The following is a 24,936-nucleotide window of genomic DNA, read 5'->3' as shown; positions in this document are numbered from 1 at the left end:
GCGCTCGTTCTATCAGCGTCTGACACCGCTTGCACCGCTCTGGGTCAATGTTTTTGCGAATACCCCGGGCTGCGCTGAAGCAGCGATTGCCCACTGGCCGAGCCAATAGGCCACGATGATCAGGTACTGCGCCGCAGTGAACGGGCTGACGAAACGGTCGAGGCCGATGAGGCTGTCGGAAAACACGAACAGGCAGGCGCCGAGGGCCGCGAGGCCGCCGCAGGCCAGCGCGCGCCAGAGCATGGCGCTGATTGCCAGGGCATACACGGCGACCGGGATTAGCAATGGGCCTAGGCCGTGGTTGGCGAGTACGCCGAACAGGGTGATGCCGGTGAGGGCGCTAAACAGGAATGCGGGTAGGGCGGGGCGCAAGGTTTGGCCGCAATAGGCGCGTAGGTAGGCCAGGTGGGCACAAAGGAATGCGACCAGGCCGAACACGAACAGGTCGGCGGGGATGGCCAGCAGGATGTCACCGAGTACCGAGAAGGCCAGGCCGAAAGTGATCCAGCGGCAATAAGGTGTGGCGGGAGCGCTACGCAGCCAGGCGATCAGGGCCAGTACCGGGATCGGTTTGGCGAGCAGGGCGAGCAGGGTGTTGTCGCTGGCCAGTGCACATATATAGAGGGCGGCGGCGGCCAGGGCGATTGTGGTCAGGTGGCTTGGACGGGGCATGGGCGGTCCTTGCGGCTGGGCTGCCACAAGCATAGACCTGATCCCGGGTTTTGCTTTGGCCTGTACCGGCCCTTTCGCGGGCATGCCCGCTGCCACAGGATCACCGCAGTCTTCAGGAATTGCACAGTACTTGTGGGAGCGGGCGTGCCCGCGAAGAGGCCCGCCCAGGCAGTCGAGAATTATGAGGGGATTGAACAATGACCACAGTAGACACCCAATTCACCGTCGGCAAAACCACCTTCTACCAAGGCGAAAACGGCACCCACCCACTGTTTCGCATCGAGCCAGGCATTCCCTGCCGCGACGCCCGCGAGCAATCTTCGGAACTGATGGGCTATGTGCGCGAACTGACCATCACCGGCCTGATGGAAGAGAAGTCGATGATGATCTGGGCTGCCCACTACCTGAGTGCGATGACCCAGGTGCTGATGGATGATGCCGAGCTGGGCATGAAGCATTGAGGTATCGCAGGACCGCACGATCATCCACGGCTGATCGTAGCTACTGCAATCGCTGGTCATCTGGTCAGGGCGTTGATGTCGGTACGGGCTAGAATGACGGTTAGTACAGCCATTGCGCCAACTCGGATAAGTTGTGTGGCGGTTGTATGTTTTCGTTACTCAAGAAATGCCCAGGCTTAACCAAGCCTGAGCATCCAAAGTGCCCAGCGGATCAGGCTAACTGCGCGTGTTCAGTCGAATACTGTTGACATCGTCACCAACGACCAATCCTTTTGATGCGTCGGCGCGTTTTCGAGACTCTCCTAGGTTCTGCCGTCACAGAGTGTGAAAGGCAGCGTCACGCTACGCCGAATTCTAACATAGCGAATCCCCATCGAGTAGATACGTCAGCAGTGTGCCCTCCTGTTTTCTCTGGAAGTTATTAAGCTCTTCATAGGGGTCTGAATAGATACTGGGATTTTTATTGAATCGTTTGATCACTTTCTCGTAAGAGTGGTCGCCCAATAACTCATCTATCTGCCAGGAGCCCGGTCGAGGCTTGAAGGTGACGGGTTTGAACTGTTTAAACGAGCGAGGTATCGCAGTACCATTCGAATCGAACATAGGCAGCCCATTGATGTCGCGTGCCCATTCGATCTTGCGCGGTCGCCAGGCTCGAAGCAATTCTGCTTTGCCGGTCTCGTTGCCGAGTAACTGATAAATTCTTGGGTCGTTGAAATATTGGGCTGGATCTGTGAGGGTCTCGCCCAGCGCTAGGCTGAGATTCATTGTTCCTTGATAGCCCTTCACTTCCTTTTGGGTCAAGCGGGCTAAATCCTTCGCAAACGAGTCGCCGAAGCTATTGTGATGAGACGCGCTATAACAGGAGTGCATCTTTATTTTGCCATAGTCGTCAATATTCACGCCTTTCTTCGCGAGATACGCAAGGAACTCACCGGCGCTCAAGTCTCCTTCGCTGGTCGCAACTTGGCCGAGCGCTCTCCCGGCGTCATCAGCTACCCCGTGCACTTGAACTACCAAGCGCTTGACACCTTTATGGGTGTCTTCCCATAAGCGTAAACTGTCGTCAATGTAGCGATAGTCGCCAACTCCGGCCATTGTCTTGTTTAGTACTGTGCGCGTTCGGATCATCCCTCTCGAGGCGGCGCCGGTAAGCCTGGTGACGCCGCTAAGGCCGGCAGCCAAACTGCCCATGCCGGTACCGAACGACAGCACATTTAGTGCCGACGCAAGTTCAGGGTCGCTGTCTTCTACTAGCACGGACGCTAGCTCCAGCCCACCAGCAACGACACCCAGCATTGCGGCGAGCGCACCCCCGCCGATAGGCGCAGTGATGATGCTACCCACGGCGACGAAAATCCGAAATTCCTTTGTGGTCATGATTGGAGGCGCGACCACTGCGCTAAGGTGTGAGACCCGCATGTGCCCGCTTGGATCATGGTAGTTAATCGGGTCTCCTGCACAGAAAGCATACGCGGCAGGGCCTCCGAATCCGAAGGGGCTTGCATCATCAGGGCTGCAGAAGGTCATTAGGCTGGGGTCATAGGCGCGGTAGCTTCCCAGATAATAAAATGCTCGCGGGTATATGACTTCACCTTTAAAACCTAACCAATCGGTCCACTCAAGGTCGACATTACGGTGGCCATAGGGCGAGTAATTGTGCCATGCGCCCAGTTTGCCGTCAGTCTTGACGGTTGCGAAAATAGTCCCGCTGGCATCACGCAATTCAAAAGACACGAGTACAGATTTCTTATCATCTTTGTCGAAAGAGATCGTCTGGCGTAAGGAGCACCCCACGCTCTCATTGATGATGATATCAGTCTTCGCCAACGTTCCGTTCCAAAAACGGCCATTGGTTGTTTTCTGGCTCCGTGCATAAACCTTGTCGCCGCGATAATGCAGCTGAAAGCCCCGGGGAGTGTCATTGCCCCCCGATGTGAACAAGGCGCGGACACGCCCTGTAGAGTCATAGGTGAAATGAAGTTCAGGGTGCTTCGGGCCATAGGCCACCGGCCAGCTGATATGCGAAACGCGGCCATCGTCGGAGTAGGAGATATTCTGGCTGATGCGACCATTTTTATTTTGAAGTTTGGAGCCTCGGGCCTCCAAGAGCAGGCCCGATATGTCCGTAGAGAACCTGCGTGGATGCATCCAGGGTTTTTTCGCATCGTTGGTATCGTAAAAGCCATAGGTGGTCATGTTGCCAATCGCGTCATACCCATAGGTCTCTCGATAATAGTCTCTGGTCTGGAGTGAATAGCTGGCGCCATTGCCATTCCAATCGACCAATTGGCCACGGTCATTATATTCATACTCGTGGATGTACTTGGGTTTATCGCTTACATTCAAAGAGTGTTTCACCAGGCGCCCTGCGGGTGACAATTCCCGCTGCAAAACTATAGTATCCATGCCGTCACTCGTGAAACGCCTTTCAGTTTCGCGACCCAGCACATCATAGCTGTAACTGATGCTCATCACGCGTTTGCTGGTGACATCTTGCACAGCCTCGCTTTGCAATCGACCATCATCCGTGAATACTGCAGTTGTGATGCAAGCTGGGTTGACCTGTTTGATGACTCGATTAAAGGTGTCATAGGTATAGGACGTCTGTTGCCCAGCGATGTCGGTCATTTTGATCAGTCGACCACGCAGGCTCAATTCACTTTGGGTGGAGAGGGTTTGACTTCTGTCGTCGCTTGCCTCGGCGGAGTAAGAACATGTTTCGGTGTAGGTTCTGTCCCTAGAGTTCCACTTCTGTGTGTATCCCTTGAACAGATTATCTATACTCTGCGGGTTGGGGGACGCTATCGAAGACGCACCGGCATATGTGTAACTCCTGGTGACACCATTCACTGTCTGTGTGGCCATACGGCCCCATGCATCTAATGTCTGCTTGCCAAGTAGAGTTGGCGCTACCTCGTTTCTTGACTCATCTGCCTTAGTGGCTTGAAGCATGCTCATCGAAATGGGCGTTGGGCTGGCGCTGTCCTTTTCATATTCATAAGATAGCACTGCGCCGTCCTTTTCTTTCTTTGTCAGACGCCCTGTCGCATCATACTCAAATGTGAGAGGAGGGGCTGAATCCGCCGTAATTTTTCGGGGCAAACCGTGAACATTATATTCGGCGGTGTGCAGGGAAATGTCGATTATCTTTTCGCCCATTTTTTTCGAATATTGTGTGCGAATGGGTTGCCCATAAGAATCATGGTCGATAGTCAGTTGGAGGGTCTCTGCAGCCCCTTTGTTACCGTTTGAATAATGAGCCGTGCGTTGACTGGCATCCCATTTATACGTTTCGGTGAAAGCTCCCCGCTTGATCACGATTTCCGAACCCGTCCTCTGCTCGGTCTGAGTTCGCGTATCGAGGACAGTGCCATCACGGTCCTTCATTACAATTTTTTTAGTGATCTCGGTAGGGGTCGAGGTCCATTCGGTTGTTCGTATGTCAAAGATGTTTCCAAAGGCGTCATAATCATATTCAAACAATTGGGTTGAGTTGCCGTGCGTGTCGAAGTGCTCGACTGACAGCTCATGCTGTTTGCCTTGTGTGTCGTATATGTACTTCGTGATCGTGCCGCCGCTTTCATTATAGGTTGCTTCGCTCGATTGACGCCATGCGTCCTCACTGCCTATCATGTTGGTCCACTCAGCACGTATTCTGCCGCGCTCATCATACGTGATGCGTCGATTCAATCCTTTCTCGTCATTGATCTGCATTTGAATAGTGCGTTTTTCAGCATCGATGGAGTACCCTATGCGAGCCGAGCTCAGGGTTGATGTGCCTTGAGTAATTTTAGTTGTTGATAACGCGCCGTTGACAAAGCCATATTGCGTCTTTATCCCGGCAGCATCGGTCCGCTCGACAGGTGTTCTGGCAAAACCTTCTTGCACATAGCTGGTCTTCAATACTTCCTTGGAAGAGGTTGAAAGTGTGTTTGTGGTGATTCTACGTGGCGCTTTGCTGTTCGTCTCATAGGTGAGGATGGTGTTGACCTCAGAGCTTTCGATTTTACTGCCTGCTTCGTCCAAGCTGTAGACAGTGCTGGATTTCAATGTACAGAAATGCGCTGAGGTAGGCGCTGTGTCATAGGTGAACTCCTCTACGGTCATTGGTGCGTTTTGCCAAGTGTCGAGTTTGAACCCTTTATCATTCATTTCGCTTTGCGCCTTAGCGGCGTTCTTAATGGAGGCCATGCTGGCTTCGTAGCCTTCCCTTAAGTAATCGTCGTCCTTGACGGAGTTGATGCACACCTTTAGGGCGGTGACCATCTGCTCGATGGCTTTGTCGGCGATTGCTCGTTGAGCTTCAGTAACGCTCACAGTCGAAACCTTCGGCATCAGCACGGTCAGTTTTCGCGCTAGCACCACGACGTGGTTGCGGTCGATAAGGTCATTCGGGATAGTGGGCACTTTGTCATAGCCGAAGTAGGTGATTCTGGTGGTTGTCTCACCTTCTGCGTTCACTTGAGTGACCCGCTCGCTTTCAATATGATTGCTGAACCCGAGTTCGTCGCCGGGGTAATTTATATCCAGCGGAAGATTAAACGAATCTTTAGCGTAATTATTGGGGGCGCTCGACCTGAATGTGGTGAATTTGCGGACCGTATTGGAAGCGAAATTCAGGCGTTGAAGAAGTGGGTTGGGACCCTTTATGATCCACCCCAGTGCCTCTATAAGGGGGCCGGCGTCATCGGTGATTTCGGACTCCGTGCTGTAATGAGTATAATTATTGAAGTGGGTCCATTGAATCTTTTCATCGCCTCGTTTAATCTCGATGAGATTTCCCTGTGCATTGAAGGTTGACTCGGTCTTACTGATTTCAACACCGTCGACCGTCTGAATCATGCAGCTAGTTGAAGTCCGCGCTTTCGGATCTGACGTGACTTCCCAGGTAAGCAGCGATGTCGAGTTGCGGGATTTGGACTCCAGGCTTTTGATGATGCCGTCACTGTGTTTGTAAGTTACGTCTTCGAGTGTCTCTACGTTCTCTTCCGGCTGAGAGGTGGTTTTTGCTTCACTTGTCTGCGTTGAAGGTTTTTGCTCACTGGCCAAGGTGATATGTGTGACGTTTTTTTGCCAATTCCACGTCCTCGTTAGGCGAGCCGTGCTGTCAGGCAGTTCAATAGTATGCGTTTTGGTTTTGTCGCCTTTCCACGTTAAAGTTTCATCGATGTGGCGGTTGAACTCAATTTTAGACGTTTGTATGTCGCTGTTTTTTTTCTTGTAATTAGTAGTGGTCCTCATTTTTATATGATCTGCACCTGTTTCAAGGCGATAGACCGTCTTGTCAAGGAAGGGGTGCTGCTTTGTAAGGCTTACCTCCAGTGCGTCATCCTCGTAGCGGCAATCGTATTGAACTGCCTCATGGCTATTCGGATAAAGTACCAGCTGGCTTAATTTGGGTGCCTGTTTGTCACTCCAGTCCCAACGTGCTGTTAGGACAGTGCCGATCGAGTCTTGAATTTCCGTGATTCGAGCGTCGCCGTTCTCTGTGTGCCAAGTGAATTTCAGTCCTTTACCATTCGACTCGAGTATTTCACGCGTCAGCACCAGAGGCGGTTCGCTTGCCCCCTTGGTTCGTTCGCCTACACAATCGAAAACTTCAGCGATCCCTGTGGTATGCATCACTGTGAAGGTTTGATCTTTCAGCGGCTTTTCTTGAAATTCGGATATCGTGTCCTTGAACGCATTTTTCCTCATGGTCAGAATGCGTGTGGCATCGAAGACGTATCCCGGTCCAACTGCAGAATGAGACCCTTTGTCATCCGTGTTGGCACTCATGCTACTGCCATTGACCAGTGGTACATCACTGACGTGAATCTCGTATTTATCATACGATGAACCACCGCTCATTCGCCAAGTTCCCACATCATAGAAGTTCAGTGCTGGCAGCTTGCTGGAATCGTGCAATTGGCCCTTGAGTTCAAGCTTCAGTGGCACTCCATTTATCTGTCCTAACAGTTCTCCCATCGGTAGTTTGATTTGGCAGTTTCCAGAAAATTTATCGATTTCCAGACAGCTATTATCTAGAGCCAATTTCAATTCAGCGATATCCATGGGGAATCTCCCGCGCTTAGCGCAAAGATGGTGTGGGGCATAACGATGGTGCCAGCATCAGTGTTGAGGAAGAAAAAAGGGAGCGCAACTGACAAAAATGCTAGGTGCAGAACGGGTGTCTCTCATCAGTGCAATAACACAGGCGCAGCGTCACAGTCGTGGCGCAAGGGATGGGGGCGTCGCTGAGAGGCGCAAATTGCTTTATTAAATATAAAAAAGCCCAGCGTCTCGGGAGCGCTGGGCTTCTTATAAGTGCCTTCAACCAATGTCGGCCAGAGGCAGAGATTACCTCGTCGAATAGGCCTGATACCTAGATGTAACAGCGCTACGATGTTTTATAGCGAGTTGACAGGTTGAGCGAGTTTATGTGTTGATACGGGCTTGCCCCCAAACAGGCGGTGCAGTCAAAAACAAAGGCCCGGGGCTTTCACAAGCCCCGGGCCTTCCTTCAACAGCACCCCACTATCAGTGGAACTGCTCTTCCTCGGTCGAACCGGTCAGTGCAGTCACCGACGAAGCCCCACCTTGAATCACGGTGGTCATGTCATCGAAGTAGCCAGTGCCCACTTCCTGCTGGTGCGCAACGAAGGTGTAGCCTTTGCTGGCATCAGCGAATTCCTGCTCCTGCAGCTTCACGTAGGCGGTCATGTCGTTGCGGGCGTAGTCGTGCGCCAGGTTGAACATGCCGTGCCACATGTTGTGAATGCCGGCCAGGGTGATGAACTGGTGCTTGTAGCCCATGGCCGACAGCTCGCGCTGGAACTTGGCGATGGTCGCGTCGTCCAGGTTTTTCTTCCAGTTGAAGGAAGGCGAGCAGTTGTACGACAGGATCTGGTCCGGGTACTCCTTCTTGATCGCTTCGGCGAAGCGGCGGGCTTCGTCCAGGTCCGGCTTGGCGGTTTCGCACCAGATCAGGTCGGCATATGGGGCGTAGGCCAGGCCGCGGGAGATCGCCTGGTCGAGGCCGGCGCGCACTTTGTAGAAGCCTTCACGGGTGCGCTCGCCGATCACGAACGGTTGGTCGTACGGGTCGCAGTCACTGGTCAGCAGGTCGGCGGCGTTGGCGTCGGTACGGGCCAGGATGATGGTCGGCACGCCCGAAACGTCAGCGGCCAAGCGTGCAGCCACCAGCTTCTGTACCGCTTCCTGGGTCGGTACCAGTACCTTGCCACCCATGTGGCCGCATTTTTTCACCGAGGCCAACTGGTCTTCGAAGTGCACGCCGGCGGCGCCCGCTTCGATCATGTTCTTCATCAGCTCGTAGGCGTTCAGAACGCCGCCGAAACCGGCTTCGGCATCAGCCACGATGGGCGCGAAGTAGTCGATGTAGCCTTCGTCGCCTGGGTTCTTGCCGGCTTTCCACTGGATCTGGTCGGCGCGGCGGAACGAGTTGTTGATGCGCTTGACCACGGTCGGTACCGAGTCGACCGGGTACAGCGATTGGTCGGGGTACATGGACTCGGCCGAGTTGTTGTCGGCGGCAACCTGCCAGCCGGACAGGTAGATGGCCTGGATGCCGGCCTTGACCTGCTGCACTGCCTGGCCGCCGGTCAGGGCGCCCATGCAGTTGACGAAATCTTTTTCTGGGCGGAAGGACGGGTGGGCACCTTGGGTGACCAGCTTCCACAGTTTTTCTGCGCCCTGGCGAGCCAGGGTGTGCTCCGGCTGCAGGGAGCCACGCAGGCGAACGACATCAGCGGCGGTATAGGTACGGGTCACGCCTTTCCAGCGCGGGTTTTCGGCCCAGTCTTTCTCGAGGGCTGCAATTTGCTGTTCGCGTGTCAGTGCCATGGAAATAAACCTCGTCGCATCGATCTTGGGGTAATTGTGCTGATGCTCAGGTGCAGATCAGAGGCCTGACGGCTGTCCTGTCCGGGGGAGTGCGGCGGCGAACGCGAAGGCTCGAAGGGGGAAGGAGGTGCAGGCTAGGCGAAGGTGTGCCCTGCAGGTCGGCTCGTGGTTGCCTTGCTGCGGTGCGACGCGATTGCCAGAACTGCGGTGATGCGCTTCCGTCCCTCGGGACAACTTCTTCGTTGCAGTCGCAATCCCGTCGAACCGCCTTGTGGGCCGTATAGACACGAGGCGCCTCCAGGGGTGGGAGGAGCACGCCTCGAAGGCCCTTGCCAGGGCCCCTGATTAGCGGGAGCGAGGCCATCATGCCCTTGGGAAAAAGTGCCTGTCAAATGTTTTGTAGTGACTTTTTTCACTTACTACATCTTTGGTCTAATGAGACTCGGCGGTCAGTTTCTAGGCCATTGGTCGAAGCCTTGAATTGCTTGGGATCAGTCCAGAAGGTCGACTTTGACACGCAAAGTCATGTTTTCACCGCGCTGGGTGCTGTACGTGTGGCTTGACGCGCTGCGCTCGGCCTGACTCTGCTGATTGAACCCTGCCAAGGTGATCCACTCGCCGAGCTTGCCGGTGACGGTCGTGTCGGTGCTTTGCACTTTCACTACATCGGCACGTTCCTGGCTGATACGGTCATTATTAGTGCTTATTTGCAGACGAACCGTGTCGCCGCTCAGGCTTGGGGTAACGTAAAAGCCTTGGGTCACATTGCGGTATTCGGTGTTGCTTTGGATGCGCCCATAACCGTCGGTGCTGGTACTGGTAATCGGTATGCTCTGGCCAACCTGGATCAACGCAGCCTTGCCTTCGCTGGCCTGGATCTGCTGCATGCCGCCTTCACGGTTGCTGGTGCCGTAACGGATGACGCGGGCGTTGCCACGGTTGTCCTGGAAGTTGCTGTCGTTGTTGTCGACGCTGATCAGCAGGCGCTTGGGCGCGGTGTCCAACTGTTGCAGCAGGCTGCGCAGGTCGTCGATGCGTTCGGGGCTGGCGTTGACGATCAGCTTGTTTTCGAAGGCGCTGACGGTGCCGTCCTTGCCGATGAACGATTGCGCGGCAGGCAGCAGTTCGGCGCTGCTGCGGTACTGCAAGGGCACGACTTCGGTGGCGGCGTGAGCGCTCAGGGCGGCAGCCAGCAGCAGCGAGGCGATGAGGGGGCGTGGCGGCATGTCCATGATCTCCGCAGGTGGAATCAACATCATGGCAAATTTGCCCCGGTTGTGCAGGTTACGCATCAACGGCCGGCATTTATCCTGGCTTTATCTGATAGGCTATAAATTATAGTAGCGAAGATAATTGAGGATAATGCCATGAGCCCAACCCGCCCCATCTTCCGCCGTGAGCAGCTGGCAAATGCGCTGGCGCGGGACCTTGCTGGCGAGTCGTTCGTCGATTACAGCTCTGGCATGTTTCTCGCCGCGCCCCGGCGCACCGGTAAAAGCACATTCCTCAACAATGACTTGATCCCCGAATGCGTGCAGCGTGGCTGGCTACCGGTCTATGTCGACCTATGGTCTGATCGGGACGCCGACCCGGCTGAGTTGATCAGTGGTGCCATCGGTACCGCCCTGGCCGGTTTTGAAAGCACCTTGGCCAAGACCGCGAAGAAGGCTGGTATCGACAAGATCAACCTGTTGCGTACGCTGAGCTGGGATTTCACTCGCCCACAGTTGCCTGCCGGCACCACCTTGGCCCAGGCGCTTGCGGTGCTGCATCAGGTGTCCGGGCAAATGGTGGTGCTGATCGTCGATGAAGCCCAGCATGCCCTCAATAGCTCAGGTGGGCTCAGCGCCATGTTCGCCCTCAAGGCAGCGCGCGACCACCTGAACCGCGGCGATCGCCCGGACGGGCTGCGGCTGGTGTTCACTGGGTCCAGCCGCGACAAGCTGGCCAACCTGGTGCTCAAGAGCAAGCAGCCGTTCTATGGCGCCAGCATTACCCCGTTTCCCTTGCTGGGGAAGGACTTTGTCGAATTCGTTACCGGCCTTTGGAATCAGCGGCTGGCCGCTGACAACCAGTTCAAGGCGCACGACTTGGAGTACGCCTTTGAGCGGGTGGGGCGGCGGCCAGAAATGCTGGGCAAACTGCTCACCGAGGTGAGTGTGGGGCTGGGCGAGGCGGGCAACCTGGGTGAGTTGCTGCGCACCGGCGCGCTGAACCACCAGGCCGGGGTCTGGAGTGACTACGAAAGCGCCTGGAACGAGCTTTCGCCCTTGCAGCAGGGGGTGCTGGCGGTGATGGCCGAACGTACGCTCGCCAATCAGCCTTTTTCACCCTTCACCGGCCAGACCCTCGTGGAGGTGAATCGCAAGCTTGAGCAGGCTCAGGCTGATGCCAATGCCACGACTGCGAACGTGCAGAAAGCCTTGGACGCCCTGCGCGACAAGGAACTGGTGTGGAAGGCCAACCGAGGCGAATACGCACTGGAAGACGTGTCGATGGCCGAATGGTTAACACGTGAACGGGGCGACGAAGGCAACGGCTGAACCTTCACTTTTGAGCGGTGGCCGCTGGCAGACAAATTCCGTAACATCGCGCCCCTCGATTGCCAGCCCGTCCGCCTGGACCGCCTCACAGGAACTTCATGAAACCCGTACGACTGCGCGCCGACCTGCTCGCCGGCCTGACCACTTCGTTCGCCCTGGTGCCCGAGTGCATCGCCTTTGCCCTGGTGGCACACCTCAACCCGCTGATGGGCCTGTATGGCGCCTTCATCATCTGTACCCTGACCGCACTGTTCGGCGGCCGGCCGGGCATGATCTCTGGCGCTGCCGGATCGATGGCGGTGGTGATCGTCGCGCTGGTGGTGCAGCACGGTGTGCAGTACTTGCTGGCCACGGTGCTGCTGGGCGGGGTGGTAATGATCCTGTTTGGCGCACTGCGCCTGGGCAAGCTGGTGCGCCTGGTGCCTTACCCGGTGATGCTGGGCTTCGTCAACGGCCTGGCGATCGTCATCGCCCTGGCCCAGTTGGAGCACTTCAAGCAGGGCGGTCAGTGGCTCAGCGGTTCGCCGCTGTACCTGATGATCGGCCTGGTGGCGCTGACCATGCTGGTGGTGTACGTGCTGCCCAAGCTGACCCGCGCCGTGCCGCCCGCGCTGGTGGCCATTTTGGGGGTGGGCCTGCTGGTGTACCTGCTGGGCCTGCCGACACGCACCCTCGGCGACATGGCGAATATCGCCGGTGGCCTGCCGCAACTGGCGCTGCCAGATGTGCCTTGGAACCTTGAGACGCTCAAGATCGTTGCCCCGTACGCGGTACTGATGGCCATGGTCGGCCTGCTGGAAACCCTGCTGACGCTCAACCTCACCGACGAGGTCACCGAAAGCCGTGGCTTCCCGGACCGTGAGTGCGTAGCCCTGGGTGCCGCCAACATGGTCTCGGGCCTGTGCGGGGGCATGGGTGGTTGCGCGATGATCGGGCAGACGGTGATCAACCTCAGCTCCAACGGCCGTGGCCGGCTATCGGGCGTGGTTGCCGGGGTGATGATCCTGTTGTTCGTGTTGTTCTTGTCGCCGCTGATCGAGCGCATTCCGCTGGCAGCCCTGGTGGGGGTAATGTTCGTGGTGGCCCAGCAGACCTTCGCCTGGGCCTCGTTGCGCGTGTTGCACAAGGTGCCGGTGAACGATGTGCTGGCGATCATTGCGGTGACCATCGTCACCGTGTTCACCGACCTGGCCGTGGCGGTGTTGTTCGGTATCGTCATCGCGGCGGTGAACTTCGCCTGGCAGCATGCTCGGGAGCTGTATGCCGACAGCCACGAGGAGGCGGGCGGCGGCAAGCGTTATCAGGTACATGGCACGTTGTTCTTTGCCTCGGTCACGCCGTTCCTTAACCAGTTCGATGCAGCGGGCGACCCCGCCAAAGTTACCCTGGATTGCCAGCACCTGAGCTTTGTCGATTACTCGGCGATTGCGGCGCTCAAGACCTTGCGCGATCGCTATGCGAAGGCGGGCAAGCAACTGCGGGTGGTGCATCTTTCCGAGCGCTGTAAGAAGCTGCTGAAGCGGGCCGGTGAACTGCACTAAGGTTTTGCGACGCGATCCACTGTGTGAGCGGGCTTGCCCATAGATCCCCCAAGGGTTGGATTGATGTCCAACTTCTTGGGGGCAGTCCAGGTCACACAAATCACTCGCCGCGGTTCTTCTTCACGATCCCGTCAGCGATGCTGGCCGGTGCCTCGGCATAGCGGATGAATTCCATCGTATAGCTGGCGCGCCCCTGGGTCATCGAGCGCATTGAGGTGGCATAACCGAACATCTCGCCCAGCGGCACTTCGGCACGAATCACCTTGCCGGCGGGTGTCTCGTCGCCATCCTGGATCATCCCGCGGCGTCGGCTCAGGTCGCCCATGATATCGCCCTGATATTCCTCGGGGGTCACCACCTCAACCTTCATCACCGGCTCCAGCAGCACCGCCCCGCCTTTTTGCGAGAGCTGCTTGGTGGCCATGGACGCGGCAATCTTGTAGGCCATTTCGTTGGAATCAACGTCGTGGTAGGAGCCGTCGAACACCGCTGCCTTCAGGTTGATCAGTGGGTAGCCGGCGAGCACGCCATTCTTCATCTGCTCTTCGATACCCTTCTGGATGGCTGGGATGTACTCGCGGGGCACCACGCCACCAACAATCTCATTGATGAACTCCAGGCCTTCCTGGCCTTCGTCGCCTGGGGCGAAGCGAATCCAGCAGTGGCCATACTGGCCGCGCCCGCCGGATTGGCGAACGAAGCGGCCTTCGATCTCGCAGGTGTTGCGGATTTTCTCGCGATAGGCCACCTGCGGCTTGCCGATGTTGGCCTCGACGTTGAACTCGCGGCGCATGCGGTCGACGATGATGTCCAGGTGCAACTCACCCATGCCGGAGATGATCGTCTGGCCCGTTTCCTCGTCGGTGCGCACGCGGAACGACGGGTCTTCCTGGGCCAGCTTGCCCAGGGCGATGCCCATTTTTTCCTGGTCGGCCTTGGTCTTGGGTTCCACGGCCACGGAGATCACTGGGTCGGGGAAGTCCATGCGTTCGAGAATGATGGGGTGGTTGAGGTCGCACAGGGTATCGCCAGTGGTCACGTCCTTCATGCCGATTAAGGCCGCGATATCGCCGGCGCACACGTCCTTGATTTCGGCGCGCTGGTTGGCGTGCATCTGCACCATGCGGCCGATGCGTTCTTTCTTGCCCTTGACCGAATTGAGCACGGCATTGCCGGAGCTGAGCACGCCGGAATACACCCGGGCAAACGTGAGGGTGCCGACGAAGGGGTCGGTGGCGATCTTGAAGGCCAGGGCCGAGAAGGGTTCTTTGTCGTCGGCGTGGCGCTCCAGGTGTTTTTCTTCGTCGTCTGGATCGGTGCCTCTGATCGCCGGGATTTCAGAGGGGGCGGGCAGGTAGTCGATGACAGCATCGAGCATCAGCGGCACGCCCTTGTTCTTGAACGACGAGCCGAGGATGGTCGGCACGATTTCGTTGGCAATGGTGCGCTGGCGCAGGGCGGCCTTGATCTCGTCGATGCTCAGCTCTTCGCCATCGAGAAACTTCATGGTCAGTTCATCGTTGGCCTCTGCCGCAGCTTCGATCATGTGCGCGCGCCATTCGTCGGCGAGCGCCTTGAGCTCGGCGGGTATCTCGTCTTCGCGGTAGGTGGTGCCGTTGTCGGCATCGTTCCAGTAGATGGCCTTCATTTTCACCAGGTCGATCTGGCCGATGAAATGCTCTTCGCTGCCGATGGCCAGCTGGATCGGCACCGGGTGATGCCCGAGGCGCTTGTCGATCTGCTTGACCACGCGCAAAAAGTCGGCGCCCTGGCGGTCCATCTTGTTGATGTAGGCCAGGCGCGGCACATGGTACTTGTTGGCCTGGCGCCACACCGTCTCGGACTGCGGCTCGACCCCGTCGGCGCCGCTGAACACCACCACCGCGCCGTCGAGCACACGCAGCGAACGTTCTACCTCGATGGTGAAATCGACGTGGCCAGGGGTATCGATGATGTTGAAGCGGTACTTGTCGGCAAACTGCTTGGTCGAGCCTTGCCAGAAGGCCGTGGTGGCTGCCGAGGTGATGGTGATGCCGCGCTCCTGTTCCTGGGCCATCCAGTCCATGGTCGCGGCGCCATCGTGCACCTCACCCATCTTGTGATTGACCCCGGTGTAGAACAGGATGCGCTCGGTGGTGGTGGTCTTGCCGGCATCCACGTGGGCGACGATGCCGATATTGCGATACAGCTCGATGGGCGTTGTACGGGCCATGGCGGACTACCTGCGGATGGGCGGATTCCCCCACGTTAGCAGACCGGAAGAATCCTGCTTTACCGCCGGGCCGTCAGTCGGCCTGGGCCTGCAGCGTCCATTGGCCGTCCACTTCACGGGCCAGGCCGCTGGCGGGCAGCAGGGCCAGCAAGCGCTCGTGCAGGGCGCTGTCGGTGAAGGTCTTGAGCTTGGTCATGTCCAACGCGCCGACCAGGTTAAGCTCTTCCTTGTGGTACGACAGCCAGGCTTTTTTCAGCACCAGCAGCACGTCGCTGCCTGCTGTGTTGGCGAAGCGGCGGTTGAGCTGGCGGCCTTCGAGGGTGAAGTTGTGCGCGTGGCTGTAGCTGCTCTGGTCGCCGCCGTCACGGCAGCGGTGGCACTGGCACGGGCCTTCGGCGAACGCGTTGCGCAGGTAGCTGTTGAAGTCCACGACGGGCTTGAGGGACAGGCGTTTGTCGACCTCGAACAGGTCGGCGATCAGGGGTTCTTCGGCGCTCACTCGGGATCCTCGTGTGGTGTGGCGTGCATCGGCGGGCACCCTAACAGATCGGGGCGGGGGAGGCCATTTTGATCTGACGATGCGGGCTGGTATGGCGCCAGTAGAGACAACAGCGAAAGGCTGCCGTACTCTACGCGCCCAAACGCCTAGACATCCTATTGAGGTAGCCCCGCTTGAGCAGCAAGTTCCCGTACACCGCCACCGTGACCATCAGCGCTGAAGACCGTGGGGGCGACATCGAGGCTTCGGAAAACCCCAGCATGCGCGTGGGCCTTGAAGCGGTGACCGAAACCCTGAAAAAGGTGCATTTCGTCGGTACGCTCGCAGCTCCCGAAAAGCCGGCCACGCACATCTGCGTCACCCTGGAAAACGGCCTGACCTACTACGGCCCGATCGTCAACGGCTACGCCGAACTCGAAGGTGGTTGGATCGCCTTCGAGTCCGACATGCTCACCCCCGAAGAACTGGGCCTGTAAGCCTCAGTTCACTTCAGCCAGGCACTGCTCGAGGATATCCAGCCCTTCTTCGAGCACCTCGGCTTCGATGGTCAGCGGCGCCAGCAGGCGAATGATGTGCCGCGCCTTGCCGCTGGGCATCAGCAGCAAACCTTTGGCCCGCGCCGCTTCCATGACCTTGGCCAAGTGAGCCGGTGCCGGGCTGCCGTCGGCATTGACGAACTCGATGCCGCGCATTGCGCCCACGCCGGTCAGGCGCCCGATGAATGGATGCTGCTTTTTCCAGCGTTCTACACGGTTGACGATGGCCTGCTCCTGGCGCTCACCCCAGGTGGCGACGTTCTCATCGGTCATCTGCGCCAAGCTTGCCAGCGCCGCCGCGCAGGCAATCGGGTTGCCCGAGTAGGTCCCGCCCAGGCCACCCTTGGGCAGTGCAGCCATCAAGTCCTTGCGGCCGACCACTGCACCCAGTGGCATACCGCCAGCGATGCTTTTGGCCAGCAGCAGCAGGTCTGGCTCGATGCCCAGGCGAGGGAAGGCAAAGCGCTGACCGGTACGGCCAAAGCCTGACTGGATCTCGTCGATGATGATCAGAATCCCACGTTCGTCACAGAAGCGGCGCAGCGCCTGGGCGAATTCCGGGTCGAGGGCGAGGAAACCACCTTCGCCCTGGACCGGTTCGAGGATGAACGCCGCCACGTCTTCAACCGCCAGCTCGACGCTGAACAGCCGGTCCATGGCCTTGAGTGCCTGTTCGCAGGTAACGCCGGTATCGGCGCTGGGGTAGGGCAGGTGGTAGACCGGGCCAGGCAACTCGCCGACCCGTTGCTTGTACGGAGCGACCTTGCCGTTGAGGTTCAGGGTAGCCAGGGTACGGCCATGGAAGCCGCCGTCGAAGGCGATGATGGCGCGCTTGCCGGTAGCGCCACGGGCCACCTTCAGGGCGTTTTCCGCCGCTTCCGCGCCGCTGTTGGTCAGCATGCCGGCCAATGGGTAGCTGACCGGGACGAACTGGCTGAGGCGCTCCATCAGCTCAAGGTACGGGCCATGGGGCGCGGCGTTGAAGGCATAGTGGGTCAGGCGGGCGGCCTGGGCCTGTATGGCCTCTACCACGGCGGGGTTGCAATGCCCCAGGTTGAGTACGCCGATACCGCCGACGAAGTCGATGTAACGTTTGCCGTCCGTGTCCCAGACTTCCGCATTCTTGCCATGGGAAAGTGTGATTGGGTGAACGATGGCAATGGACTGGCTGATACTTTCCTGATTCATGGGGCACGCGGACCTTGTTCGAGTTTCTTATTATCGAAGCGTGCCGGCGGGTTATTCCGCAAACGAATTATTCGATTGCGGTCATTCCCTGGATTCGTGATCTGACTGAATTTGTGTTGACCGCACTGGCCTTTTCGCGGGCAAGCCCGCTCCCACAGGTTAACTGCTAGCCGTCGGCTGTGGGAGCGGGCTTGCCCGCGAAGAGGCCAGTGCAGGCAATCTCAATCCCCCTCGGCCACCCGTTCGCGAATCCACTGCACGAAGGCCCTGATCTTCGGCACCTCCGCCGCATGCTCGGCATGGGCGATGAAGTGCCGGCCATTGCTCGGCACCGGGTGGTCCCAAGCCACCACCAGCTTGCCTTCGTTCAGCTCTTCCGCCACCAGGTACCGCGGGATCAAGGCAATGCCACAGCCGGCAATGGCGGCCCGGATGCACAGGTAGAAGGTGTCGAAGCGCGGCCCGTGGTAGCTGTTCTGGCTATGCAGCCCCAGCCCCAGAAACCATTCATGCCAGGCCTCCGGGCGCGACACGCACTGCAGCAAACGGTGCTCGGTCAGCGCCTCGGCGCTGTTGAAGCGGTGGCTGGCCAGCAGCTCTGGGGCACACACTGGCACCACTTCTTCGCTGAACAGCTCGATACACGTAGCCCCAGGCCAAGTGCCCTGGCCGAAGAAGAAGGCGATGTCGGCCTTGGCCTGCACCAGGTCGAAGGGTTCCAGTTCGTTGCGGATGTCCAGATGAATGCGCGGATAGCGATCGCCAAAGCCCTTGAGCCTGGGCACCAGCCAGCGGGCGCCGAAGGTTGGCTGGGTGGCGATGCGCAGCACTTCGGTCTCGTCGCCATAGCTGAGGATGTAGCGGCTGGAAATGTCGATCTGGGTAAGGATCTTGTTCACCTCGGTCAGGTACAGCGCGCCGGCCGGGGTCAGGTGCAGGCGCCGGCGAATGCGCTGGAACAACGAGTGCGAAAGCATTTCCTCCAGCTGCGCCACCTGTTTGCTGACCGCGCTCTGGGTCAGGTGCAGCTCTTGCGCCGCGCGGGTGAAGCTTAGGTGGCGGGCAGCCGCTTCGAAGCACTGGAGGGCGGTGGTCGAGGGCATCAGGCGTTTGGACATGACAGGCGCGTACCGAGCAAAAAAGGATGAAGTTCATTCCAAATAGGAATCATGTGCTTCGAAAAGGTCGTTTGTTGACCCAGACCTATAGATTAATACTGACCTGGATCAACGATTACAACCGGTCGTGCGAAGAGGAGGGAAGTGGCCACCGCCGGCGTCTTCAAAACAACAAAAAAACCAGCATCAGAAATTGATAAGAATTCTGCTCCATTTTTTAGCCGTCCCACGACGGCGACCCATTCGAGGGTTCTCCATGGCTTCGCTAGAAAACAAGAAACAGCGCTCCTTGCAGCATGGTCTGACGTCCCGTCAGGTTTCCATGATTTCCATCGCCGGCATCATCGGCGCCGGCCTGTTCATCGGTTCCTCCAACGCCATTGCCACCGCCGGCCCGGCCATCCTCATTTCCTACGCAATGACCGGCCTGCTGGTGCTGCTGGTGATGCGCATGCTGGGCGAAATGGCCATCGCCAACCCCAACAGCGGGTCATTCTCCACCTACGCCTCCGAGGCTATTGGCCCTTGGGCAGGCTTCACCATCGGTTGGTTGTACTGGTGGTTCTGGGTGCTGATCATTCCGGTCGAGGCGATTGCCGGTGCAGACATCCTGCATGCCTACTTCCCAGGTGTGCCGTCGTGGCTGTTCGCCTTCCTGATCATGGTCGTGCTGTCGGGTACCAACTTGATCAGCGTGAAGAACTTCGGTGCCTTCGAGTACTGGTTCGCACTGGTCAAGGTAATTGCCATCATTGCCTTCATCGTCGTCTGCAGCCTGGCCGTGTTCGGCTTCTGGCCGCTGGCCGAGGTTTCGGGTGTGAGCCGGCTTTGGGACAATGGCGGCTTCATGCCTAATGGCTTTGGCACCGTCCTGGGCGGCGTGCTGATCACCATTTTCTCGTTCTTCGGCGCCGAGATCGTCACCATTGCCGCTGACGAAACGGCCAACCCGAAAGACAAGATCCGCCGCGCCACCAACCTGGTGGTGTACCGCATCGCCATCTTCTACCTGGCCTCGATCTTCCTGGTGGTGTCGCTGGTAGCTTGGAACGACCCGGCCCTGAAAGCCGTGGGCTCGTTCCAACGGGTGCTGGAAGTGCTCAACGTGCCGGGTGCCAAGCTGCTGGTTGACCTGGTGGTACTGGTGGCCGTTACCAGTTGCATGAACTCCGGCCTTTATACGGCCTCGCGCATGCTCTACTCCCTGGGCGCCCGTGGTCAGGCGCTGAGCATGACCAAGCGCATTTCCGGTTCTGGTGTGCCGACGGTGGCAGTCATCTTCTCCACCTTGGCAGGCTTTGCCGGTTGCCTCGTGAACTACGTGTTCCCCGGCAAGGTGTTCGGTTTCCTGCTGTCTACCACCGGCGCCATTGCCTTGCTGGTGTACCTGGTGATCGCCGTGTCCCAGTTGCGCATGCGGGCCCGTGCAGACCGTGAAGGTACACCGCTGGAGCTGAAGATGTGGCTGTTCCCTTATCTGACCTGGCTGGTGATCGGCACCATCGTCATGGTCCTGGGCTACATGCTGTTCAGCGATGCCTACCGCTACGAGACGCTGATGACCGCCGGGGTGACGCTGTTCATCCTGCTGGTGTCGCTGACCCAGCGTCGCAGCAAAGTGGTCGCGCAGACTGCTTGATTGTTGGGGGCGCTTCGCGCCCCATTCGCGGCACAAGGCCGCTCCCACAGGGTAACTGGCTCGTCTAAGACAGCGCAGAACTTGTGGGAGCGGCCTTGTGCCGCGATGGGCTGCAAAGCAGCCCTGGCATTCTCATTGGCGCTGACAACATGCAGCGCTACCATCGCAGCTTGCATCACTTCCCATTCCAACAAGCACAGGAAGCGTATGAACGAGCACACCCTTTCCCTCCAGCAACTCGCCGCGCCTGAGGGCACCTGCTTTGGCTGTGGCTGTTCCCACCCCAGCGGCCTGCACCTGCAAAGCCACTGGGACGCCGACGGCATTCACCTGCTGTGCCGCCACGCGCCCGACAGCACCTTCATTGGCTGGCCCGGTTTGGTCTACGGCGGTTTGCTGGCGATGCTGGTCGATTGCCATTCCAACTGGACCGCCATGGCCTACCACTACCGCAACGAAGGCCGCGAAGCGGGTAGCCTGCCGCGTATCGATTGCGTCACGGGCACACTCAACCTCAGCTACCTGAAGCCGACCCCCATGGGCGTGGAGTTGCTGCTCAAGGCTCGCGTGGAAGGCGAAGTCGGGCGCAAGAGCCGGGTCATCTGCGAGGTCTGGGCGGACGATGTACTCACCGTGACTGCCGATTCGGTGTTCGTCAGGGTTGACACCGAAAAGCTCAAGCTCAAGGCCCACGGCCAGGCATGATCCGCCCGTGCCGATGAGTGGTCGGTGATGGTCAGCCGCTTGGGATGTCACTAAAGTGACAGATTCACTCCCCAGGCAAGGTTGATCATGACCGATCTGAGCGCATTCCCCATCACCCGCAAATGGCCCGCCCAGCACCCCGAGCGCCTGCAGCTGTATTCGCTGCCCACGCCCAACGGCGTCAAAGTGTCGATCATGCTCGAAGAGATCGGCCTGGCGTACGAGCCGCACAAGGTCAGCTTCGACAACGATGACCAGTTGAGCCCCGAATTCATCTCCCTCAGCGCCAACAATAAGATCCCCGCCATCCTCGACCCGAACGGCCCCGGCGGGCAGCCGTTACCCTTGTTTGAATCGGGCGCGATCCTGCAGTACCTGGCGGAGAAGAGCGGGCAGCTGCTCAGCCAGGACCCCGCCACCCGTTACCAGACCCTGCAGTGGTTGATGTTCCAGATGGGCGGCATCGGGCCGATGTTCGGCCAGGTCGGGTTCTTCCACTTCTTTGCAGGCAAGGACTACGAAGACAAGCGCCCACGGGACCGCTACGTCAATGAATCGAAGCGCTTGCTGGGTGTGCTGGACCGGCATCTGCAAGGCCGCGCGTGGATGGTCGACGAATACAGCATCGCCGACATCGCCATTTTCCCTTGGGTGCGCAACCTTGTGGAACGCTACAACGCCCGTGAGCTGGTCGGGTTCGATGCGTTCAAGGAAGTGCAGCGCGTGCTGGCCACCTTCCTTGAGCGGCCGGCTGTGCAGCGCGGCCTGAAAATCCCAGGCTGAACAGCCAACATCAACCTTGTGGGCGCGGGTGACCCGCGCTCACAAGGCGTGCTGCGCGGTCAGAAAATCTGGCTCAGAACCCAGTACAGACCACCCGCCAGCAACATCGCCGCCGGCAAGGTCAGCACCCACGCCATCAGCAGGTTGATCAGTGTGCGCTTCTGGATGCCCGAGCCATTGGCGACCATGGTCCCGGCCACGCCCGAACTCAGCACGTGGGTCGTCGACACCGGCAGCCCGAACATGTCCGCCGCGCCGATGGTGCACATCGCCACCACCTCGGCCGATGCGCCCTGGGCGTAGCTCAGGTGGGTCTTGCCGATCTTCTCGCCCACCGTCACCACGATACGCCGCCAGCCGACCATGGTCCCCAGCCCCAGTGCGATGGCCACGGCAACCTTGACCCACAGCGGGATGTAGCGCGTGGCGTCGTCCAGTTGGGTCTTGAACAGCTGCACATGGCTGCGGGTGTCGGCATCGAACGTTACCAACTGGTTTTTCTCGATCAGGCGGATGGCTTCGCTGGTCAGGTACATGTCATTGCGCACGTTGGCCATGGCTTCGGCCGGTACGCGCTTGAGCGAGCCATAGCCTTTGACTTCTTCACCGATCATGCCAGTCAGGGCGGCGAGTGCGGGTACCAGTTGCGCAGTGGGCTTGGGGTCGGTGATGAACAGGGTCAGCACTTGGCGAGGGTCTGCCGGCACTGGTTGCGGGTCACTGCGCACCAGCGCCTGGCGTGTTACCTCGGCAACAGCCGAGAACTGCAGCGCCTGTTCGCTGGGCATGGTCTTGTTCAGCGCGTACGCCATCGGCAGCGTGCCGACCAGAATCAGCATGATCAGCCCCATACCTTTCTGGCCATCGTTGGAGCCGTGGGCAAAGGACACCCCGGTGCAGGTCAGGATCAGCACACCACGGATCCACCAGGGTGGCGGCGTCTGGCCTTCCGGTGCCTGGTACAGCTCTTTGCGCTTGACCAGTGCGCGCAGCGCCAGCAGCAACAGCGCGGCGCAGGCAAAGCCGATCAGTGGCGAAAACAGCAGGGCATAGCCCACTTTACTTGCCTGGCCCCAATCCACCCCACTGGTGCCATCGCGCCCGTGCATCAATGCATTGGCCACCCCGACACCGATTATCGAGCCGATCAGCGTGTGCGAGGACGAGGCCGGCAGGCCCAGCCACCAAGTGCCCAGGTTCCAGATGATCGCTGCCAGCAGCAAGGCGAATACCATGGCGAAGCCGGCCGAAGAGCCGACCTGCAGAATCAGCTCTACCGGCAGCAAGGCAATGATGCCGAATGCCACCGCGCCGCTGGAGAGCAGCACCCCGAGGAAGTTGCACAAGCCCGACCAGACCACTGCCACCGGTGCAGGTAACGAATGGGTGTAAATAACCGTGGCCACGGCGTTGGCGGTGTCATGGAAGCCGTTGACGAACTCGAAGCCCAGGGCAATCAGCAGCGCCAGGCCCAGCAGCAGAAAGGGCGTGACGGTGGTGATCACCGTGCCGCTGGCGCTGACGTCCTGTTTCAGGCTCCAGGCGGTGTAGGCGAGGCCGGCCACTAGCAGGCCGAAGAACAAAACCAGGGTGGCGCGTCCGGGCTTGTGGGACAGCTGCGGGCGCGAGTCGCGTTGGGCCAGTTGCGGCTGGCTGGCCAGGGACGGGGTTGCCATGGGGGCTCCGGTTGGCGTCGGGCGAAGGTGCCGAAGGCTGTGAGCATAGAAACAATTCGTTACCACCCCGTGACCTCGATCAATGAATTATCTAGGCTCAAGACAGACGGCAAATGCGAGAGAAGCCCATGATCCGCTGCAAACGTGTTTACCAAGCGGTCTCGGACGAAGATGGCCAGCGTGTGCTGGTCGACCGCCTGTGGCCGCGCAACAAGCGCAAGGATGACCTGCATGGCCAGTGGCTGCGCGAGGTGGCGCCTTCGGATGGTTTGCGTAAGGCGTTTCATCAGGGAGAGGTAGATTTCGTCGGTTTCACCCAGCGCTACCACCAGGAACTGACGGCACACCCTGAGCACTGGTACCCGCTGCTGGACTTGGCCTGCAAAGGAACGCTGACGTTGCTCTATGCCGGCAAGGACACCGAACACAACAACGCCCAGGTACTGGCCGAATGGCTGGAGGTTGAGCTGGAGCGCCGTGGGCCAGGCAGTTCGCCTGTGTGCTATGCCACGTGAAGGGTGCACAATAAAAGGCATGAAACTCATAGCCGCCACCGATGCCCAGCGCAACTTCGCCCGCGACCTCACGCGCCAGGCCATGCTGCCGTACTACCGTGAATTCGACCTGTTATGGCTTGAAGAAGCCTTTGATCAAGCCTGGGCCTGGCGCGAGCAGTGGCTGGTGATGGAAGGGCAAACGGTGCTGGGCTACTGCAGCCTCAGCCAGGACCGCCAGGCACTGTTCATTCGAGAGTTGCACCTGCTGCCTGAACACCGTGGGCGTGGCATTGGCAGCCGGGTGCTGGAGGCGCTTGCCGGTTGGGCGAAGCAGCGGCGCCTGCCACTGCTGCGTTTGATGGTGTTTCGCAGTAACCCGGCTCGGTTGTTGTATCAGCGAAGGGGCTTTGTAGAAATGGGCGAGGACGCGTGCTTCGTACGTATGCAACGCGTGATCGACTGATAGCTCAATGATGGCTTGTCGCGGCAGGTGACCATGGGCATAGTGGGCTTAGGAATTTACAGCTGCTTACAGGGTGGTGGGTGGCTTTGGATGATGTTCGGGGATTAAGGAGAAGCGCCATATGAATGGATTCGGTCCGCGACTGCGGGAAGAACGTGAGCGGCTGGGGATGACCCAACGGGTTTTTGGTGACATCGGCGGGGTCGAACCCAATGCTCAGGGCAAGTACGAGAGCGGTGAACGCACGCCCCGCGCCGATTACCTGGCAGCACTGGCGGCCCAGGGCGTGGATGCGCTCTATGTGCTCAGCGGTGTGCGCACCCCAGCGCCGCTAGAAAACCTGACCCGGGATGAGGCGGAACTGCTGGGGGCCTTTAGGCAGTTGCCGGTCGCCGATCAAGCCGCGCTCTGGCACTTGCTGGGGCGTTTGTCGGGTGAGGTTAAATGCCGCGAAACAGTGAGGCCTTTCACACTTGGCCATCAGGCATATCTGACAGAAGTGTTGCGCTAGGCCCGCCATGAAAAATTTTGTTAAGGTGGCGGGATCCAATCGCC

Annotated in this window: 19 protein-coding genes; 10 read left to right on the top strand and 9 right to left on the bottom strand. The window is 58.9% G+C overall.

Annotated features, from left to right (window positions below; genetic code table 11):
• Positions 1-12: 12 nt before the first annotated feature.
• Positions 13-672, bottom strand: coding sequence for a lysoplasmalogenase (locus ACSSU5_RS01965; RefSeq protein ID WP_492560483.1), 660 nt, complete (start codon positions 670-672; stop codon positions 13-15).
• Positions 673-869: 197 nt separating this feature from the next.
• Between ACSSU5_RS01965 and ACSSU5_RS01960 the strand changes: the two genes are divergently transcribed.
• A complete protein-coding gene (locus ACSSU5_RS01960) occupies positions 870-1,133 on the top strand; it encodes a DUF3077 domain-containing protein (RefSeq protein ID WP_492560482.1) in 264 nt (87 codons plus the stop codon).
• Between the two features lie 354 nt (positions 1,134-1,487).
• Here ACSSU5_RS01960 and ACSSU5_RS01955 read toward each other — a convergent pair whose 3' ends face one another.
• The 3 genes from ACSSU5_RS01955 to ACSSU5_RS01945 form a co-directional block, all read right to left on the bottom strand.
• Positions 1,488-7,190: an RHS repeat-associated core domain-containing protein gene (locus ACSSU5_RS01955; RefSeq protein ID WP_492560481.1), complete on the bottom strand. Its 5,703-nt coding sequence runs from the start codon at positions 7,188-7,190 to the stop codon at positions 1,488-1,490.
• Positions 7,191-7,655: 465 nt separating this feature from the next.
• Entirely contained in the window at positions 7,656-8,981 is a 1,326-nt protein-coding gene (gene aceA / locus ACSSU5_RS01950) for an isocitrate lyase (RefSeq protein ID WP_012273289.1), read from the bottom strand.
• A 491-nt stretch (positions 8,982-9,472) separates the two neighbouring features.
• Positions 9,473-10,207 (bottom strand): secretin N-terminal domain-containing protein, encoded by a 735-nt coding sequence (locus ACSSU5_RS01945; RefSeq protein ID WP_492560480.1) that lies wholly within the window; start codon positions 10,205-10,207, stop codon positions 9,473-9,475.
• Positions 10,208-10,348: 141 nt separating this feature from the next.
• Here ACSSU5_RS01945 and ACSSU5_RS01940 point away from each other — a divergent pair, with 141 nt between their 5' ends.
• Complete coding sequence (locus ACSSU5_RS01940) at positions 10,349-11,524, top strand: ATP-binding protein (protein ID WP_492560479.1); 1,176 nt, start codon at positions 10,349-10,351, stop codon at positions 11,522-11,524.
• 98 nt (positions 11,525-11,622) lie between these two features.
• The gene (locus tag ACSSU5_RS01935; protein ID WP_492560478.1) at positions 11,623-13,065 is read left to right on the top strand and encodes a SulP family inorganic anion transporter; all 1,443 of its coding nucleotides are present in this window, start codon (positions 11,623-11,625) and stop codon (positions 13,063-13,065) included.
• A 100-nt stretch (positions 13,066-13,165) separates the two neighbouring features.
• Here the strand turns inward: ACSSU5_RS01935 and fusA are convergent, their stop codons facing one another.
• Both fusA and ACSSU5_RS01925 read right to left on the bottom strand, forming a co-directional pair.
• On the bottom strand, positions 13,166-15,277 hold the full coding sequence (gene fusA, locus ACSSU5_RS01930; RefSeq protein ID WP_492560477.1) for an elongation factor G: 2,112 nt from the start codon (positions 15,275-15,277) through the stop codon (positions 13,166-13,168).
• Between the two features lie 73 nt (positions 15,278-15,350).
• On the bottom strand, positions 15,351-15,776 hold the full coding sequence (locus ACSSU5_RS01925; RefSeq protein ID WP_264312390.1) for a hypothetical protein: 426 nt from the start codon (positions 15,774-15,776) through the stop codon (positions 15,351-15,353).
• 173 nt (positions 15,777-15,949) lie between these two features.
• Between ACSSU5_RS01925 and ACSSU5_RS01920 the strand changes: the two genes are divergently transcribed.
• On the top strand, positions 15,950-16,252 hold the full coding sequence (locus ACSSU5_RS01920; RefSeq protein WP_492560476.1) for a hypothetical protein: 303 nt from the start codon (positions 15,950-15,952) through the stop codon (positions 16,250-16,252).
• 3 nt (positions 16,253-16,255) lie between these two features.
• On the opposite strand, the gene ACSSU5_RS01915 is transcribed toward ACSSU5_RS01920, so the two are convergent.
• Together ACSSU5_RS01915 and gcvA are read right to left on the bottom strand one after the other, a co-directional pair.
• The gene (locus ACSSU5_RS01915) at positions 16,256-17,500 is read right to left on the bottom strand and encodes a 2-aminoadipate transaminase (protein ID WP_264312391.1); all 1,245 of its coding nucleotides are present in this window, start codon (positions 17,498-17,500) and stop codon (positions 16,256-16,258) included.
• A gap of 221 nt (positions 17,501-17,721) precedes the next feature.
• Entirely contained in the window at positions 17,722-18,618 is an 897-nt protein-coding gene (gene gcvA / locus ACSSU5_RS01910; RefSeq protein ID WP_264312392.1) for a transcriptional regulator GcvA, read from the bottom strand.
• Between the two features lie 256 nt (positions 18,619-18,874).
• On the opposite strand from gcvA, the gene ACSSU5_RS01905 reads away from it, so the two are divergent.
• The 3 genes from ACSSU5_RS01905 (at position 18,875) to ACSSU5_RS01895 (ending at position 21,745) form a co-directional block, all read left to right on the top strand.
• A complete protein-coding gene (locus tag ACSSU5_RS01905; RefSeq protein ID WP_264312393.1) occupies positions 18,875-20,257 on the top strand; it encodes an amino acid permease in 1,383 nt (460 codons plus the stop codon).
• Positions 20,258-20,464: 207 nt separating this feature from the next.
• A complete protein-coding gene (locus ACSSU5_RS01900) occupies positions 20,465-20,962 on the top strand; it encodes a PaaI family thioesterase (RefSeq protein WP_264312394.1) in 498 nt (165 codons plus the stop codon).
• An 87-nt stretch (positions 20,963-21,049) separates the two neighbouring features.
• Positions 21,050-21,745 (top strand): glutathione S-transferase N-terminal domain-containing protein, encoded by a 696-nt coding sequence (locus ACSSU5_RS01895; RefSeq protein WP_264312395.1) that lies wholly within the window; start codon positions 21,050-21,052, stop codon positions 21,743-21,745.
• A gap of 59 nt (positions 21,746-21,804) precedes the next feature.
• Here the strand turns inward: ACSSU5_RS01895 and ACSSU5_RS01890 are convergent, their stop codons facing one another.
• The gene (locus tag ACSSU5_RS01890) at positions 21,805-23,421 is read right to left on the bottom strand and encodes an inorganic phosphate transporter (RefSeq protein ID WP_264312396.1); all 1,617 of its coding nucleotides are present in this window, start codon (positions 23,419-23,421) and stop codon (positions 21,805-21,807) included.
• 128 nt (positions 23,422-23,549) lie between these two features.
• Here ACSSU5_RS01890 and ACSSU5_RS01885 point away from each other — a divergent pair, with 128 nt between their 5' ends.
• The 3 genes from ACSSU5_RS01885 (at position 23,550) to ACSSU5_RS01875 (ending at position 24,892) form a co-directional block, all read left to right on the top strand.
• On the top strand, positions 23,550-23,936 hold the full coding sequence (locus tag ACSSU5_RS01885) for a DUF488 domain-containing protein (protein ID WP_492560475.1): 387 nt from the start codon (positions 23,550-23,552) through the stop codon (positions 23,934-23,936).
• 19 nt (positions 23,937-23,955) lie between these two features.
• Positions 23,956-24,381 carry a GNAT family N-acetyltransferase gene (locus ACSSU5_RS01880; RefSeq protein WP_264312398.1) on the top strand — a complete coding sequence of 142 codons (426 nt, stop codon included), beginning with the start codon at positions 23,956-23,958 and terminating at the stop codon, positions 24,379-24,381.
• Between the two features lie 121 nt (positions 24,382-24,502).
• The gene (locus ACSSU5_RS01875) at positions 24,503-24,892 is read left to right on the top strand and encodes a helix-turn-helix domain-containing protein (protein WP_264312399.1); all 390 of its coding nucleotides are present in this window, start codon (positions 24,503-24,505) and stop codon (positions 24,890-24,892) included.
• The last annotated feature ends 44 nt before the right edge of the window (positions 24,893-24,936 follow it).

The organism is Pseudomonas sp. E1MeOHC2 (genome assembly GCF_058745025.1).
The sequence above is the reverse complement of the archived record's forward strand: the minus strand, read 5'-3'. Positions and strand labels throughout refer to the sequence as shown.